Raw genomic sequence first — 15,645 nt, 5'->3', positions numbered from 1 at the left:
GGCGCGACTCACACGCCCATGCACAGATCGACCACGCAGGTGCTGTACGCCTGCTGGCATTCCCCAGCGTCGGCGCCACTGGCCAGGCACATCTGGTAGGCCCGCCAGCAGGGCGCGTCGCAAGGCTCGACAGGGCCCGCCACCGCCACCGAACCGGTACACGCCAGCGCGAACAGCGCCGCCACGATCACTTTCCTGACAGTACGCATCACCATCACTCCCTGATAAGCCTGGTGAGCCCAGGCCGGCTCACGGTAGCGGGAGAGCCGGGAGGCAACGTGAACACCGGCGTCACGCCACCTTAACGCGTTCATAAAAATTCCTTCACACTACTGGGGGTGATTGGCGCGCTGCGGGGTTAACGGCGTTGTTGTCCGTCAACCAAGGAATGTTGTCCGATGAATCACCCGCAGCACGGCTGTTCGTCCCACTCCCGCTTCCCGCTGCACAGCCGCCTGGCGTTGGCCGTGGCCAGTTCGCTGTTGCTGGCTGCAGCGCTTCCCGCCATGGCCAGCGAGTCACTCGACGCTTGGCAGCAGCAGCGCCAACTGCAGGCCGCATGGGCGCAGCCCACGTCGATGGCGAGCGCGTCGGCCGGCGCCAACGCAGCGGCCGCAACACCCACGGCAGCAGCCAGCAGCACGTCGCTCCTCGGTAACGCAGGTGATCCGGCCAGTTGGCACACGGAGGAATTCAACGCCGACTGGGGCCTGGCGGCGACCCACGCCGACGACGCCTATGCGCGTGGCCTGACGGGCACCGGCATCCGCCTTGGCGTGTTCGACAGTGGCACCGGCCTGGACCATCCGGAATTCGCTGGCAAGAACCATCGCAGCATCCACATCGCCGACGTGCTCGCCGATGGCACGCGCTGCACCAACACTGCACAGCTCACTGGCCCCGGCGCCTGCTTCTCAAGTGACGGCGACGACGTGCAGGTCAGCTACGTCGGGTTCAACTCAAACGTCCCGCAGAACATCCGCGATCTGATCCTGGCGGGGCCCTATGTACAGCCCGGTATCGGCTACGAAGTGCACGGCACCCATGTTGCCGGCACCATCGCTGCCAACCGTGATGGCAACGGCATGCATGGCGTGGCCTTCGGCGCCGATCTCAGTGTGGCCCGCCTGTTCTTCAACAGCGCCAGCGAATGGCAGCGTACGGCGACCGGGTATTCCGTAGTCTCGCTGGGCAGCGTCGGGCCGGATTCGTCCGCCGTGGTCGACATGTATGCGCAGATGAATGCCCAGGGCGTGCGCGCGGTCAACCACAGCTGGGGCCTGAGCAAGGAACCCGATGCGGTGCTGATGGACCGGATCTACAACGATCCCGATTATCGCGACTACCTTGCCACTTATGCAGACGGATCACGCGCCAGGGGAATGATCCAGGTCTGGGCGGCAGGCAATTCGCCGGCGCGCGGTGCTGCGGCTCCTGTATCGGCCAGCCCGATCGCCGGCATGTACGCCACCCTGCCGCGTGCCTTCGCCGACATCGAAAAATACTGGCTCAGCGTCGTCAACGTTGGACAGGATTTCACCCTCAGCCTGACCTCCAACAAGTGCGGGCTCAGCGCCAACTGGTGCCTGGCGGCCCCGGGTTCCAACATCAACTCCACGGTCTACGGCGATGACTCCGCCGTTGCGGCGTCGTTGGGCGTTGATGCCAACGGCAACCTGTCGCTCGACGTCACCCAGCGCGTGCCAACCTACAGCTACGGGCTGCTCAGCGGCACGTCGATGGCTGCACCGCACGTCACCGGTGCGCTGGGCCTGTTGTTCGAACGCTTCCCCTATCTGGACAGCGCGCAGGTCCGCGACGTGCTGCTGACCACCGCGCGTGATCTTGGCGCACCCGGCATCGACGAGATCTACGGCTGGGGACTGATGGACCTGCGCAAGGCCATCGAAGGCTACGGCTCGCTGCGCGTGGATACCAACGTGGTGATGAACCAGAAGGCCGGTGGCCTGAAGGTGTGGGAAGGCGACGCCTGGGATGACTGGACCAATGACATCGGCGGCCCCGGCAAGCTGACCAAGTCCGGCATCGGCTGGTTGCGCCTGAGCGGTGACAACAGCTTCAACGGCGCGGTACTGCAGGATGGTACGCTGGAACTGAACGGCGCCAACGCGCTTACCGCGGCGGTCGAAGTGCAGGGCGGCCAGTTCCTGCTCAACGGCAGCCTGTTCTCCACCGCACTGACCACTACCGGTGGCGTGAGTACGGTCAGCGCCAGCGCCGTGCTGAAGGACAGCAACCTGAGCGTCAACGGCGGCGTGGTGTCCTTCAACGGCACGCAGACCGGCGGCACCACCACGGTCGGTGCCAACGGCCTGCTGAAGGGTGTCGGTACGCTCGGCACCACCCAAGTCGACGGCATCATCGCGCCCGGCAATTCAATCGGCACGCTGACCATCAACGGCAACTACGTGCAGGGCGCAACCGGCGTCTATGCCGCCGAACTTGCTCCAGGCGGGCGCAGTGACCAGTTGCACGTGACCGGCACCGCCACCCTAGCGGGTACCCTGCTTGCGCTGCCGGAGCCGGGCACCTACTACCTCGGCGAGCAGTTCAATTTCATCCGCGCCGACGGCGGTCTCAACGGGCAGTTCGCGAAGACCGACTTCAGCGCGTTCTCGCCGTTCCTGCAGTTCAGCCTGGCGTACGGTGCCAACGGAGCACGCATCGACGTGGCCCGTGGTGCATCGCTGGCCAGTGCGGCCACTACGCCCAACCAGCATGCGGTTGCCGCGGCGGCCGATGGCCTGGCGATCAACCAGGGCCTGCCCAAGCCGCTGACACAGCTGTTCCCGCAGCAGGTCGGTGCCGTACTCGATGGCCTCAGCGGCGAGCTGCACGCAGCCACCTCGCTGGCGCTGGTGGAAGGCAGCCGTCATGTCCGTGACGCTGCGTTGTCACGCCGTGCCGGCGCAACCGCACCGGGATCCGATACGGGTGACGCCACCGGTGCCTGGGTGCAGGCACTGGGCGGCAACAGCAGGCTGGATGGCAACAGCAACACCGCGCGCACCGATGCCAACAGCAATGGCCTGCTGGTGGGCATCGACCGCGAGTTCGGTGGCTGGCAGGTCGGCGTGCTGGCCGGTACCGGCCGCACCGACGTGAAGCAGCTGGAGCGCCGTGCCAAGTCGAAGATCGACAACACGCACTTCGGCGCCTATGCCAGCCACGCCTGGGGCGGCTTCGGCCTGCGCGGTGGCGTGGCATGGAGCAAGCACAAGGTGAAGAGCACGCGCGATGTCGGCTTCGCCGGCTTCAGTGACAGCCTGAGCGCGCGCTACAACGCGCATGCGCGCCAAGCGTTCATCGAAGCGGGCTATCGCTTCGGCAACGCGGAAGGCGGGTTGGAGCCCTACCTGCAGGTGGCTCGCGTGGAAGTGGATCTCAAGCAGATCAACGAGCGCGGTGGCGCGGCGGCGCTGCATGGCGAGGTGGACGACACCGGCACCACCACCGCTACCGCAGGGCTGCGCTTCGACAAGGGCCTGAAGGCATCATTCCAGCAGGACAGCTGGCTGCATCTGCGCGGTGGTCTGGGCTATCGCCGCGCCTTCGGAGACCGCAGCCAGGTGGCCAACCTGGCCTTTGCCAACAGCAGCACGCCCTTTGCAGTCGAAGGCGCACCGATTGCCGAGAACGCTGTCGTGGCCGAGCTGGGCCTGTCGGCGTGGCTGACGCCGCGGCAGCAGCTGGAGCTGGGCTACAGCGGCCAGTTCGGCAGTGAAAGCCGCGACCATGGAGCCAGTGCTCGCTGGTCCATCCGCTTCTAAACACGTGTTCTCTTGACGGGTTGGGGCGGCCTTGCGGCCGCCCCTTTTTTGCCCACCCCCAGCGCTATGCGCGACGGCGCAGGGCGGCGGCACCTGCCAGGCTGACAAGTGGCAGCAGCAACCCATAGGCCACCAGCGGCCACACGGTATCGCCGGGTAGCACAAGGATCACCAGCGTGCCGATGCCTGCCACGATAAGGCTCTGCACTGCGTAGTACAGGGCCACCGCCGCACCCGACGCATCGGCGAAATCACGCAGCGCACCGTTGGCAGCCACTGAAACCACCATCACCAGCCCCACCGCGATGCCCCACATGGGCAGCACCACGCCGATCAACGAGGGACGCCACGCGGCGGCCGACGCCATCAGCAGCGCCCCGGCCACCATCACCCACAGGCCGCGCAGGAAGGTACCGCGCACGTTCCAGCGCCCAATGCACGCGTTCGCCATCCGCGCCGTGACGATCATCACCAGTGCCACCGTCGCGAAGGCCAGGCTGAACGACAGCGGCGAGTACTGCATGCGCCCGACCAGCAACCGGGGCGCGACTGAGAAGAACACGAAGAACGTGCCCATGCCCGCGCTGAAGCCCAGCGTGTAGACCCAGAACGCGCCGCTGCCGAGGATGCGTCGTGCCGCCGGTCGCGCCCCGTCATGGCACTGCGGGCGGGTTTCGTGCCAATGCCGCACCGCGCGCAGGCCGGCGATCGTGCCCAGTACGCCGAGCAGAACGAAGATCGCGCGCCAGCCGACGGCACCAGCCAGCAGTGCGCCCAGAACAGGCCCCAGCGCCGGCACGAAGGCCAGCATCGAAGCGAACAACCCATACAGCGAGGCGCCTTCGGGTGTATCGGCATAGACGTCACGGACCGTGGCGAAGGTCGCCACCAATGCCGCCGACGCTCCCACCGCCTGTACGGTTCGCCAGGCCAGAAAAGCGGCGCCGCTGCCGGACAGGGCCAGCGCAAACGACGAAAGCGCGAACAGCAACGCCCCCAGCAACAGGACCGGGCGTCGCCCGATGCGGTCGGACAATGGGCCAAACAGCAACTGGCCCAGCCCGAGCGCCAGCAGGTAACTGCTCAACGTGAGCTGCACCACCGTCGGGGATGTCTGCAGTGCCTGCGGCATCACCGGCACCACAGGAAGATAGATATCCATGGCCAGCGAGGCCAGGAGGTCGAACGGCGCCATCAGCACAATGGCCGACGGCAACGGGTGGGCCCAACGCGGGGCCTTTCGATTGAACATGGGGAGTCTCCGCCCGGAGTGATCCGGCGGCGATCCATCCACTTCGCGTGCATCGCAGGGATGATCACCGCAACAACGTCTGCATCGTTGTTGCGGCTCAGCGAACTGTCTGCGGACCGTTCCCGTTGCTCATGGTGTTGATCGTTGGCGGTGCGGAACCGGTGCAAGTGTAGCAGCGACCGGTTCAGGGTGGCCGGGGCAGCGGTGCCGCCCCGGCCGCGGCGACTCTGGGGAGAGTGGGCCGCCGCTGATCGTCAGGCCGCCTTCATCGCATGCTTGCGCGCGCGCATCACGTTGTGGCACTCCTGCACTTCGGGCAACAGCTGAGTGACTTCCTGGCGCACCGCCGGCGGCAGTTCATTGTCCTTCAGCACATCCTTGAACGCGCCCAGCAGGCGATCCTCGGACTCTTCCAGCTCGGCCACGTAGCCATAGTTGGTATCTCCGAACGCGGCGCGGACCTTGCCGTAGAACTGCTGCATCGAACCCACCACGGTGCCATGCTCGGCCGGCTTGCCGCCGCCGGCAGCCACCGAACCGCTCAGCGCCGCGACGATGCGGCCCTTGACGCCGGCGATACGGGTGAACAAGGCCGACAGCTCGGCATCCTTCACCTTGGTTGCGGCCTCTTCGTAGAACGACTTGCCGTCGCGGGCGATCTCGATCAGGTCGTTGAGGCGGTGTTCGATGGTGGACTGGGTGCTCATGGCCTTGCTCCTGTATCTTCGTTTCAGGGGGAGAAAAGCAGCCTCGACTGCGCTGCCTGCGGATCCACTGTGGACATGCTCGTGTGGTTCGCGGGTGAGCAGCCATTGATATGCACATCACTTCACCCAACCCGCACTGACTGCTTCACGCCACAGTGGCGCGTGGCTCACATCGAGCGGTGCTGGCCAGCCTCACCAGGGAACGAACAGGATGATCAGCACGATCACCACGACCGCGGCGAGCGCTCCCATCAGTACGTTTCTCTGGCGCCAACTGGGCTTCGGTTTTCCGGGGGTATTCATGCCTGCTACCTGTCTCTGCGGATGACCCCGGCAGACTGATGGATCGGCGGCGGTACGTGCGTGCAGGACGCGTGCAGGTGACGTGCAGGGCGCCGCCATCAATGTCGATTTCCGGGACGCCCGCTCGTCAGATCATCAAAGCCCTTCCCTCACCACGCGGACTGCTGCCATGACCGCCATCCTCACCGCCTTCGCCACCTCTCCCGACCGCGGCCAGGGCCTGGCCCGTGACATGCGCGTTCGCTGGGCGCTGGAAGAGCTGGACGTGCCCTATGACGTGCAGCTGCTCAGCTTTGCCGAGCTGAAGCAGCCCACGCACCTGGCACGCAATCCATTCGGGCAGATTCCCACCTGGCAGGAGGGCCACCAGGTCCTGTTTGAATCCGGCGCGATCGTCCTGCACCTGGCCGAACAACATTCCGGCCTGCTCCCGGTTGATCCGGATGCCCGCATGCGCGCGGTCATGTGGCTGTTTGCCGCACTGAACACGGTAGAGCCGCCGATTGTCGAGCGCTCCATGGCCTGGGTGCTGGAGCGCGAGCAGCCGTGGTACGCACAGCGGCTGCCGATGCTGGATGAGCGGGTTCGGGCGCGATTGGCGCAACTGTCAACATGGCTGGCCAACGCGCCGTGGCTGGACGGCGATTTCAGCGTGGGCGACCTGATGATGGTTTCGGTGCTGCTGCGCCTGAAGAGCAGCGGGCTGCTTGACGAGTATCCGCTGCTGGTGGCCTATGTGGCACGGGCAACGCAGCGTCCCGCCTATCAGCGCGCGTTTGCTGCGCAGCTGGCGGTATTCCAGAACGGGTAGTTCCGCGCCATGCGTGGAAACACTCAGCGCAAGCTGCGCCGGCAGGCGGCCTGCACCAGCATCAGCTGCGCCATCAGGATCAGCATCGCGCAGCCGGACAGCAGCCACGGATCGATGTACCACTGCGCGTTGAAACTGAAATCACCAGCGGAAATGCGCTTCCAGCCGTTGAAGTGCTGCATCGCTGCGACCACGAACGCGAAGCCACCGGCTGTGTACGACAACCAGGGCACGATGAGGCTCCCCGGGCGCGCGAACAGCGTGAGCAGGCCGAGCACGCCGATGACCGTGCGCTGCACGCGGCAGTACGGGCAGACATAGGCCATCCCGCTCCATTCCACCGCCCAGGCCAGCAGGCTGACCAGCACGGCCGCGCCTGCCGCGGCGTGCAGGACTTTCGGCGTGATCATCATGCCACTCTCGTGTGCCATCCCGTGCTCCTTGGTTGAAAGACCTAGGCAGGGTAGCAGTGCTGCAGCCTCATCCCTTCTTGATGACGGTCCGCTTGCCGATGGTGCTGGTCTTGCCAGCGGTCGGCCTGGCCAAGCCAGGAATCAGGAAATCGGTGACCTTGTGGCCCATCGACACCTTGGACGCCAACCAGCGCGGCATGCGCCCGCGACCGGTCCAGGTCAGGCGCTTGTATTCCGGGTCGCGATACTTGGGCGCGACTTTGCCGGATTTACGGCGGGCGGGTTTGCGGGCGGTCGCAGGTGTTTCCGAGGCTTGGCCGCCAAAGAGTTCTTCGAGGGTGTATCCGGCTTCGGCGGCGGCGGCCTTCAGCATCCGGCGCACCGCACTGGCCGGACGGCGGCTGGAAATCAGCTGTTTCCGCCGTTCAGCGGCAACCACCAGGGCACCCAGCTCGCGAAGGCTGAGCGATTCAATATCGATCGTCATGCGGGAAAGGTCTACTGCAGCGCGGCAGCTGTCAAGGCGCCCTGCCCGGCGCGTAGACACGGGCTTCACCGCCGGTGGGCTCCGATCGCCTGCGTCGGCCATCTCCGAGGACCTCAACGTGAGCACTTCATCGCATTCGCTCGCCTACCTGCATGCACGCATCCTGCTGATGGCCCTGTTCCTGGTCTCCGGGCTGGGCAAGCTCGGTGATCTCAGTGGTACCCAGGGCTACATGGAGGCAATGGGAGTTCCCGGCATCCTGCTCTGGCCGACCATCGCCTTCGAAATCGGCAGCGGCCTGTGCATCCTGCTCGGCTTCCAGACCCGGCTGGTGGCGGTCGTACTGGCAGGTTTCAGCCTGGTCACCGCTTTCATCTTCCACCACAACTTCGCCGATCAGACCCAGCAGATCATGTTCCTGAAGAACCTGGGCCTGGCCGGTGGCTTCCTGCTGCTGGCCTGCACCGGAGCCGGGCGCTACAGCATTGATGGGCGTGGGCGGCGCGGATAAGCAGGCGGCATGCCGCCATCACCCCTGGCCCACGGGCGGGACGCGCTGCAGACGCAGGTTTCGCCATGTCGGCTGGGAGCTGCGGAAATCCACCGCTTCGCCATCGCTGGTGAACAACAAGCCTGGCTCCACTTCGGTGACCAGGCGGATGCCATCGATGTACAGCCAGCCCTGTCGCTGCTCCAGCACAACGGACATCGACGGTTTTCCCCACTGGTCGATGCGATAGCGCCCCAGCCAGGGTTGCCAATGGGGCGCCTGCGGCCCGGTGGGCCCATCGATGGGATCGTTCTGGTCCAGGCCGTCCTCGCCGTTGCTGCATTCCAGGTGCGCCGGCAGCATGTCCGTCGCCGCATGGTAGCGGTACGTCGCAACTTCTCCATCGGTGTCCACGGTGAACAGTTGGTCGCCGTCGATGGCCGCAAAACGGCCGCCCACAGCTTGCGCCCCACGATGCAGTTGCAGTTCACCGCTTCCGGCAACCACGATCTTCGCCTTGCCGCTGCGCCCGATCCAGCTTCCCGCCATCCGCTGCACCTGGTCCTGGTTCAACCTGATCGGCGCCAGGGAAGACAGGGGCACACGCGGCTGACGAGGCCCGAAACGCGCCGACAACAGCTGATCGAGCAGACGCTCGCCAATGCCGTACCCCGCAGACGTCGCGCGATTGAACATCGCGGCAAATCCAGCGTTTGCCTGCCTGCAGTAGGTGAACACGCACCCGAATCCGAAGCCCCCGCCGCGGTGGTGCAGCAGCCTCACCGATGTACTGCCGTAGAGGCGTTCGCTGCGCATGACACCGAGCCCGTAGTCACCGCCCAGGCCGAAACCATGCATCTCGTCCCAAAGGTGAGGCTCGAGCAGTTGCTGCGCACCGGATCGACCGCCACCGAGCAGGAAGCCAAGATACTTCGCCATGTCGGCGGCACTGGTCCAGACGCCTCCCGACACCACCAGCGGCGTCACCGGCGGTACCTGCGCATGGCCTTCCTGGGTTCCCAATGCCCGCCCCTTGCTTGCCAGGTAGATCGACGCATCGGCCGTACTGTCGTGCATTCCCAGCGGCTCGAAGATCCGGCGCTGCAGCCAGGCCGGATAGCTGATGCCCGCAACCTGCTCAATGACATGACCGGCAAGGTCGAAGCCCAGGTTGGAGTAGCGATAGCGCGTACCCACTGGAAAGCGCAGCCATGTCTGCGAGATGCTGCGGACGTGCGCATCAAAGCCCGGCGACGCCGGTTCGTAGTTGTTGCCCAGTGGCGCCTCGTGCGTGAATCCCGCGCGATTGGCAAGCAGCAGGCGCAGGCTGATGCGCTCCTGTGGATCATGCTCGAAGCGGCTGCGCACCATGAACGACGGCAGATAGCGGGTAATGGGCGCGTCCAGATCAAGGATGCCGTCCTGCACGGCCAACAGCACCGCCACCGCCGCGAAATTCTTCGAGGTGGACTGGATGCTGAACATCGTGCTGGCGTCTACGGCCGCGCTGCCCTGGCCTGATACGTGACCGAAGCCTTCAGTCCAGCGCACCTGTCCGCCTTCGACCAGGCAGACGGCAGCGGCACCGATGCCGCTGCCGTCCATGGCCGAGCGGATCACGCCGCGTTCCGCGTCGATCAGGCTCCCGGTGGTGACGGTTGGCTGCGCCACCGCAGCAACGCCGGTGGGCATGAGCGTGGCCGCCGGAACGGCAGCAGCGTTGGCCAGGAAGGCGCGACGACTGAGCGTACCAGGCATCAGATCACTCCACTTCGGGATGCCGCCATCTTCCCGCCAGCAGAAATGGCGGGGCATGTGTCATTCGGCACAGAGTGCGGTGATCGACAGTGCTGCACCTTCGCCGCCTGCGCAGGCCTCAGCCCGGAGAGAGCGGCAAGCGGATTCCCTGCGCCGCAACAAAGGCGCGGCACTCGCTCCAATAGGCCTGTGGCGGTTCCCGGAGCTCTGGTCGTGACCAGTAGTCGGTGATGTGCAACGGGTCGCCCGGCACCGGGTCCGAAGCGCGCGACGGACCAGAACGTAAACAAGGACTGAATACGAACCAAGGCGGACCGGGGGAGGCTGCACCACTTTTCCGTTCTCTGCGGGCGATGCAGATGTGCACAAGACAATCGAGTCCATCTCTGGGAACTTGCATGCACTCCGTTTCAGTTGCGCGAGCAGCTCTAACGTTGTTGCGTCGCCTACCCGACCCAGTGTTAATCGCAAGGAAACTGCACCACCCTCATGGAATACAGAAGTTCATCGCAGAAATTCGCTGCAGCACTCGTCGTTGCCGTACTCGCCACGGGAGCGGTGGCGGCCCTTCTCCTCCTTCGCCCCACGCCACAGTCCTCGCAAACGGCACCGAATGTTGAACAGGCGGGCGGGCAGCGCAAGGATCCTTCTGCGCCGACACCCTCGGCTGCGTCACCCGCGTTACGGCCTGCCAACAGCACGAGCATGCTGTTTCCTGGTGTTCCGCAGAATCGCGATGGAATGGAACCCAAGGACGATGATCCATTTGATGGGCGTAGCCGCGAGGAGCAACGCTGGCTGGATGAACACGGCTATCCGAATACCGCGCAGTGGGCTTCCTATTCCAGCGCGCCCGATGCGTTGCTGGAACAAGCCGCCCACGGCGGCGACAAGCTTGCGCGCACCATTCTGGACTCGCGAAAGCTGCCCGATCGAACCGCCTTGGACCGGATGATGTCGTCCGCAGTGGACGGCAACTACTTTGCACTGCAACTGCTTGCGACTCATTTCGCATCCACCGGTCGAGCGGGAAACATCAACGCATACGCGGTTTCGCGCGTCCTGGAGATGCGCGCAGACCCTTCCGCCGCGCTTGGCAGGGAAATCATGTTCTCTGCACCGCTCACTATCGAAGAGCGGATGCAGGGGGAGGCCGAAGCGCTTCGTCTGAATGCCACGTTCAACCAGCTCTACCAGGAACGAACCGGCGTCCCGTTCGTTCCCGATTACCGCCCGTTCCCCGTTGACAACTCGCAAGGATGGCAATGAAACCTGCAAGTAAATTCGTCCTGGCCACCGCTGCTTTCACCGTTACCGGTGTTGCTCTGGCCTGCACCGTTCTTCCAATGCTCCCGTTCTCGATATCGGTCGACCTGAAGGATATCGCGGCGGCCAAGCAAGCCGGTGCCTCATCCGCAGATGCGCCCAACCGGGCATTCCTGAAGAAGCTGGATGAGACCGCTGAAAGGACGTTCGGTGCGGATGCATGGCGCAACACGTCCTTCGTCGGCAACGTCATGTACAAAACAAAAATCATGATGATGACCGGCTCAAGCATGATCACCGTCAGCAAGCCGTGCGGGAAGTCGGCAGAAGAGTCAGGCGGCACCGAGGACAGCTTCGCCTCGACACCCCCGTCTGGCGGTGGTGGTGGTGGCAGCACTGGCGGTGGTGGCGGGATCGGCGGCTGGTTCCCTGGTGGTGGCGGGTGCTTCGGCAACTGTCAGCCGCCCCCGCCCGGTCGCGTTGGTCCTATCGAGAATCTGCCACGATCCTGAGGGCACCACAATGAAAGGGCATCGCCGCAAGGTGCTGCCCTTGGCGCCCCTGACGCACCCGCCAGACGCCATCGGGGCGTCGTCACTGGACTTTGCTGGACGTTCAATTGGTGGGCCCACCAGGATTCGAACCTGGAACCAAGGGATTATGAGTCCCCTGCTCTAACCGTTGAGCTATAGGCCCGGCGCAGCGCCACAGTGTAGTGGAGCCTGCGCTCAACCGGCTACCCGCCGGCGCCAAGACACACTGAAAAACCCTCAGCCATCGCTGCGCAACGCCGCGCGCCCAGGCTTGCGCAACAGCTGGCTCACCCAAACCGCGCGCCCATCTCCCGCACCCGCTCGGCGTTCGCCCCCGCCAATGACCGCATTGCTGGCGACTGGATCCGCCCGTCAACAGCCACGCACTGCCAGAATGCTTCAGCCACCGGTGCCGCCCAGCGCAGATGTTGCAGATCACCACTGCCCAGCGGTGCGACCGGCGACAGCGGCTCGTCCGCGCGCAACACGCCCAGCTTTGACGGCGCCAGCGACATCGGCAGCATGTCGTAGACCGGCGCCAACGGCAGCGGGCCGCGATCAACGAAGTGGAAGGCGATGTTGCCGTGGTGCATGTCGCTGTTGCCGATCAGCCGCCCGAACGCGTGGCGTCGGCCCATCGCCTGCACGGTGTCGGCCGTCAGCCAGCCTTGATCACGCAGTTCGGCGCCTGCAACCGGCCACGCTGGGGTGACCTCGCCGGTGAACGCGGACGATAGCGACAGCAGCGAGACCAGGCCTCGCCGCCCCAGCAGATCGGGCGTGCGGTCGAAGCGCTCGATTTCCAGGAAGGTGTGCGTGGGCGACTGCAGCAGTTCACTGGACGCCGCGGCTTGTCCGGACTGGCGAAGGGCCTCAAGCGCCAGATGTTCGCAGACCAGCAGATCGCTCCAGCGCTGGGCGGCGGCGCCTTCATCGGGCTGCGCGAACTTGACCAGCACCGAGCGGCGCCTGCCGTGGACCTCCACGGTGGCGGTGAACTTGGGTTGCTCGCCACCCGGCGAGGAGCCCACGTCCTCTCCGTCCAGCGCAGCACGCGCCCGCTCGCGATACTGTGCAAGACGATCGTCGGCCGCAACCCGATCGATCGGCGCCTGCAACGTCTCCATCGCCGCCTCCACGGCGGCGATACCGAGCAGCAGATCGCCCGCTTCAGTCCCGCCAGCGGTTACCAGGGCCATCAACACATCGTCCGGTTGCCAGCCCTTGAGGTCCTTCGGCAGGCCGAGCGCCTGCCCACGGCCATGGGCGAAGCTGCGACCAAGAAATCCCTGCGGTCGCAGGTCATCCAGGTACCACGGTAAGTCAGGAAAGAAGGCAGCAATGTCACCTTCGGGCGCGCGTCGCAGGTTCGGGCAGTCAGGCCCGGCGTCGACATGGAAGCCGCCTCCTACCAGCGCAATTACCCGCCCCAGCTCCTCCAGCGTCGCATCTTCGCGCAGCCGGTACAGCGGCCATTCGCTGCCTGCCCGGGTGGGCCGCCGCAGCGCATAGGCGGTTGCCCGCGTTCTGCCCATGCGCACCACCTGCGGGCCACTGGCGGCCACCAGCCGGCTGAGCGCCATCCGGTCCACCCCCAGACGCTCGGCCAGCGCCGCAGCTGGTAGCGGCTGGCCGGGGGCCAGCTGAGCGATCAGATCCAATACCTGTAGGCGTTGAGCGCGTGGCATGTGCATTACGTAATACGAAGCCTGTTACGTAATTAGCATCAAAAAAACGGGACTGCAAGCACGATCTTGCATCTATGAGCTTGAAAATAATGGACATATTCACGAAGAGCCAGCTTCGACGCGGATCTTTGTTGCATTATTTGTTACGTAATTATATGGCTCAGCCGAGCAAGGCTGGGCGTTACAGGGATGTGGTGGGCAAAGAAAAACCCCGCCGAAGCGGGGTTTCTCTCAACACATCAGCCATCGCCGGATATCAATCGATATCCAGGAAGCTGCGCAACTGCTCCGAGCGGCTCGGGTGACGCAGCTTGCGCAGGGCCTTCGCTTCGATCTGGCGGATGCGCTCGCGGGTCACGTCGAACTGCTTGCCGACCTCTTCCAGCGTGTGGTCGGTGTTCATGTCGATGCCGAAGCGCATGCGCAGCACCTTGGCTTCCCTCGGGGTGAGGCCGGCCAGCACGTCGCGCACGGTTTCAGACAAGTTGATGTTGGTGGTGTTCTCGATCGGGGACTCCACGTTGGTGTCCTCGATGAAGTCGCCCAGATGGGAATCCTCGTCGTCACCGATCGGGGTTTCCATCGAGATCGGCTCCTTGGCGATCTTCATCACCTTGCGGATCTTGTCTTCCGGCATGTCCATTTCCTTGGCCAGCTCCTCCGGCGTGGCCTCGCGGCCGTACTGCTGGAGCATCTGGCGGGAAATGCGGTTCAACTTGTTGATCGTCTCGATCATGTGCACCGGGATACGGATGGTGCGCGCCTGGTCGGCGATCGAGCGGGTGATCGCCTGGCGGATCCACCAGGTGGCGTAGGTCGAGAACTTGTAGCCGCGGCGGTATTCGAACTTGTCCACCGCCTTCATCAGGCCGATGTTGCCTTCCTGGATCAGGTCCAGGAACTGCAGGCCGCGGTTGGTGTACTTCTTGGCAATCGAGATCACCAGGCGCAGGTTGGCCTCGACCATTTCCTTCTTGGCCTTGCGCGCCTTGGCTTCACCGTAGGCCATGGCACGGCTGATTTCCTTCAGCTCTTCCAGGTCCAGCTGGGTCAGCTTCTCGATGTCGATCGTCGCCTGCTGTTCGGCAATGATCTGGTCCTTCACTTCGCGCAGGGCCGACGACCACTTCTGCTTGCGCTTCAGTGCGTCTTCCACCCATTCCAGGTTGGTCTGGTTGCCTTCCCAGGAACGGATGAAGTCCTTGCGCGGCATGCGCGCGGTGACGGTGGCCAGGTTCAGCACACGGCGCTCATGCGACTTGATGTCGGCCATGGTGTCGCGCAGCTGCTTGGTCAGCACGTCGGTCAGCGGCAGCGGCAGCTTCAGGGTGACGAACACCGCCGACATCTCTTCGCGCAGGCGCGGCAGGTTCTTCTTGTCGCCCTTGGTCGCGGCCTTCTTGAACGCATTGAAGGCATCGCTCAGCGCCTGCATGCGCGCGGCGACTTCCTCCGGGTCCGGACCGGTCGGTGCGGCTTCTTCCTCGCCACCCTCGACATCATCGTCCTCGTCCTCGTCGCCTTCGGCGTCGGCATCGCTGCTGTCATCGGCAGCGACCGCCGGCGGCGCCGGCTCTTCGTCGACCAGATCATTGAACCCGACGATCACTTCGGCCAGGCGCTTCTTGCCTTCCTTGTGGGCTTCGTAGTCGTTCAGCAGCGACTCGACCGACACCGGGAACTGGCCGAGCGCGGCCTGGACCTGGGAGAGGCCTTCCTCGATGCGCTTGGCAATGGCGATTTCGCCTTCGCGGGTCAGCAGCTCGACGGTGCCCATTTCGCGCATGTACATGCGCACCGGGTCGGTGGTACGGCCACCTTCGGTGTCGAGCGCGCTCAGCGCGGCGGCAGCTTCTTCGGCCGCGGTGTCATCGACTTCGCGGTTGCCGGTGTTGCCGTCGTTGAGAAGCAGGGTTTCCACATCCGGCGCAACTTCATGGACATCGATGCCCATGCCGTTGATCATGCCGATGATGTCTTCGATCTGTTCCGGGTCGACCATGTCGTCCGGCAGATGGTCATTGACTTCGGCGTAGGTCAGGTAGCCCTGTTCCAGGCCCTTGCTGATCAGTTGCTTGATTTCGGATTGGGCAGGACGTTCGTTGGCCATGTAGTGCTCGCGCCACCGGCTGGGTAGGAAATAGGG

At 64.8% G+C, this 15,645-nt stretch carries 13 protein-coding genes and 1 tRNA gene; 5 read left to right on the top strand and 9 right to left on the bottom strand.

The annotated features are described in order from the left end of the window. Nucleotides 1–8 precede the first annotated feature (8 nt). Nucleotides 9–209 carry a hypothetical protein gene (locus tag N5C25_RS05920; protein ID WP_279936602.1) on the bottom strand — a complete coding sequence of 67 codons (201 nt, stop codon included), beginning with the start codon at nt 207–209 and terminating at the stop codon, nt 9–11. A gap of 189 nt (nt 210–398) precedes the next feature. On the opposite strand from N5C25_RS05920, the gene N5C25_RS05915 reads away from it, so the two are divergent. After that, the gene (locus tag N5C25_RS05915; RefSeq protein ID WP_279936601.1) at nt 399–3,791 is read left to right on the top strand and encodes an autotransporter serine protease; all 3,393 of its coding nucleotides are present in this window, start codon (nt 399–401) and stop codon (nt 3,789–3,791) included. A 64-nt stretch (nt 3,792–3,855) separates the two neighbouring features. Here the strand turns inward: N5C25_RS05915 and cml are convergent, their stop codons facing one another. Together cml and N5C25_RS05905 are read right to left on the bottom strand one after the other, a co-directional pair. Next, complete coding sequence (cml, locus tag N5C25_RS05910) at nt 3,856–5,043, bottom strand: CmlA/FloR family chloramphenicol efflux MFS transporter (protein ID WP_279936600.1); 1,188 nt, start codon at nt 5,041–5,043, stop codon at nt 3,856–3,858. A 254-nt stretch (nt 5,044–5,297) separates the two neighbouring features. After that, nucleotides 5,298–5,750: a PA2169 family four-helix-bundle protein gene (locus tag N5C25_RS05905; RefSeq protein ID WP_279936599.1), complete on the bottom strand. Its 453-nt coding sequence runs from the start codon at nt 5,748–5,750 to the stop codon at nt 5,298–5,300. A 472-nt stretch (nt 5,751–6,222) separates the two neighbouring features. On the opposite strand from N5C25_RS05905, the gene N5C25_RS05900 reads away from it, so the two are divergent. Further along, nucleotides 6,223–6,864, top strand: a complete 642-nt coding sequence (locus tag N5C25_RS05900; RefSeq protein ID WP_279936598.1) for a glutathione S-transferase family protein — start codon at nt 6,223–6,225, stop codon at nt 6,862–6,864. Nucleotides 6,865–6,887: 23 nt separating this feature from the next. Here the strand turns inward: N5C25_RS05900 and N5C25_RS05895 are convergent, their stop codons facing one another. Together N5C25_RS05895 and N5C25_RS05890 are read right to left on the bottom strand one after the other, a co-directional pair. Next, entirely contained in the window at nt 6,888–7,295 is a 408-nt protein-coding gene (locus tag N5C25_RS05895; RefSeq protein WP_251102867.1) for a hypothetical protein, read from the bottom strand. Nucleotides 7,296–7,344: 49 nt separating this feature from the next. Continuing rightward, the gene (locus tag N5C25_RS05890) at nt 7,345–7,764 is read right to left on the bottom strand and encodes an H-NS histone family protein (protein ID WP_021204106.1); all 420 of its coding nucleotides are present in this window, start codon (nt 7,762–7,764) and stop codon (nt 7,345–7,347) included. 118 nt (nt 7,765–7,882) lie between these two features. On the opposite strand from N5C25_RS05890, the gene N5C25_RS05885 reads away from it, so the two are divergent. After that, nucleotides 7,883–8,275 carry a DoxX family protein gene (locus tag N5C25_RS05885; protein ID WP_279936597.1) on the top strand — a complete coding sequence of 131 codons (393 nt, stop codon included), beginning with the start codon at nt 7,883–7,885 and terminating at the stop codon, nt 8,273–8,275. Nucleotides 8,276–8,293: 18 nt separating this feature from the next. On the opposite strand, the gene N5C25_RS05880 is transcribed toward N5C25_RS05885, so the two are convergent. Then, a complete protein-coding gene (locus N5C25_RS05880) occupies nt 8,294–9,946 on the bottom strand; it encodes a serine hydrolase domain-containing protein (protein WP_262213103.1) in 1,653 nt (550 codons plus the stop codon). Nucleotides 9,947–10,753: 807 nt separating this feature from the next. Between N5C25_RS05880 and N5C25_RS05875 the strand changes: the two genes are divergently transcribed. Next, nucleotides 10,754–11,281 (top strand): hypothetical protein, encoded by a 528-nt coding sequence (locus N5C25_RS05875; RefSeq protein WP_279936596.1) that lies wholly within the window; start codon nt 10,754–10,756, stop codon nt 11,279–11,281. Then, nucleotides 11,278–11,790 (top strand): hypothetical protein, encoded by a 513-nt coding sequence (locus N5C25_RS05870; RefSeq protein WP_155030172.1) that lies wholly within the window; start codon nt 11,278–11,280, stop codon nt 11,788–11,790. Before N5C25_RS05875 ends, N5C25_RS05870 begins: the two co-directional genes overlap by 4 nt. Nucleotides 11,791–11,898: 108 nt before the next feature. Here the strand turns inward: N5C25_RS05870 and N5C25_RS05865 are convergent. From N5C25_RS05865 to rpoD, 3 genes are all read right to left on the bottom strand, one after another. Continuing rightward, a tRNA-Ile gene (locus tag N5C25_RS05865) sits at nt 11,899–11,974 on the bottom strand. A gap of 124 nt (nt 11,975–12,098) precedes the next feature. Beyond that, nucleotides 12,099–13,472 carry a type II toxin-antitoxin system HipA family toxin YjjJ gene (yjjJ, locus tag N5C25_RS05860; RefSeq protein ID WP_251102869.1) on the bottom strand — a complete coding sequence of 458 codons (1,374 nt, stop codon included), beginning with the start codon at nt 13,470–13,472 and terminating at the stop codon, nt 12,099–12,101. A gap of 283 nt (nt 13,473–13,755) precedes the next feature. After that, entirely contained in the window at nt 13,756–15,609 is a 1,854-nt protein-coding gene (gene rpoD / locus N5C25_RS05855) for an RNA polymerase sigma factor RpoD (protein WP_019660768.1), read from the bottom strand. Between the last annotated feature and the right edge of the window lie 36 nt (nt 15,610–15,645).

Source organism: Stenotrophomonas sp. GD03958 (genome assembly GCF_029839005.1).
GTDB classification, from domain to species: Bacteria; Pseudomonadota; Gammaproteobacteria; order Xanthomonadales; family Xanthomonadaceae; genus Stenotrophomonas; species Stenotrophomonas hibiscicola.
This window is presented reverse-complemented; position numbering and strand designations above follow the sequence as displayed.

Coding starts and splice junctions, on each gene's coding strand:
- N5C25_RS05920 (WP_279936602.1), bottom strand. CDS start 209: ATGCGTACTGTCAGGAAAGTGATCGTGGCGGCGCTGTTCGCGCTGGCG.
- N5C25_RS05915 (WP_279936601.1), top strand. CDS start 399: ATGAATCACCCGCAGCACGGCTGTTCGTCCCACTCCCGCTTCCCGCTG.
- cml (WP_279936600.1), bottom strand. CDS start 5,043: ATGTTCAATCGAAAGGCCCCGCGTTGGGCCCACCCGTTGCCGTCGGCC.
- N5C25_RS05905 (WP_279936599.1), bottom strand. CDS start 5,750: ATGAGCACCCAGTCCACCATCGAACACCGCCTCAACGACCTGATCGAG.
- N5C25_RS05900 (WP_279936598.1), top strand. CDS start 6,223: ATGACCGCCATCCTCACCGCCTTCGCCACCTCTCCCGACCGCGGCCAG.
- N5C25_RS05895 (WP_251102867.1), bottom strand. CDS start 7,295: ATGGCACACGAGAGTGGCATGATGATCACGCCGAAAGTCCTGCACGCC.
- N5C25_RS05890 (WP_021204106.1), bottom strand. CDS start 7,764: ATGACGATCGATATTGAATCGCTCAGCCTTCGCGAGCTGGGTGCCCTG.
- N5C25_RS05880 (WP_262213103.1), bottom strand. CDS start 9,946: ATGCCCACCGGCGTTGCTGCGGTGGCGCAGCCAACCGTCACCACCGGG.
- N5C25_RS05875 (WP_279936596.1), top strand. CDS start 10,754: ATGGAACCCAAGGACGATGATCCATTTGATGGGCGTAGCCGCGAGGAG.
- N5C25_RS05870 (WP_155030172.1), top strand. CDS start 11,278: ATGAAACCTGCAAGTAAATTCGTCCTGGCCACCGCTGCTTTCACCGTT.
- rpoD (WP_019660768.1), bottom strand. CDS start 15,609: ATGGCCAACGAACGTCCTGCCCAATCCGAAATCAAGCAACTGATCAGC.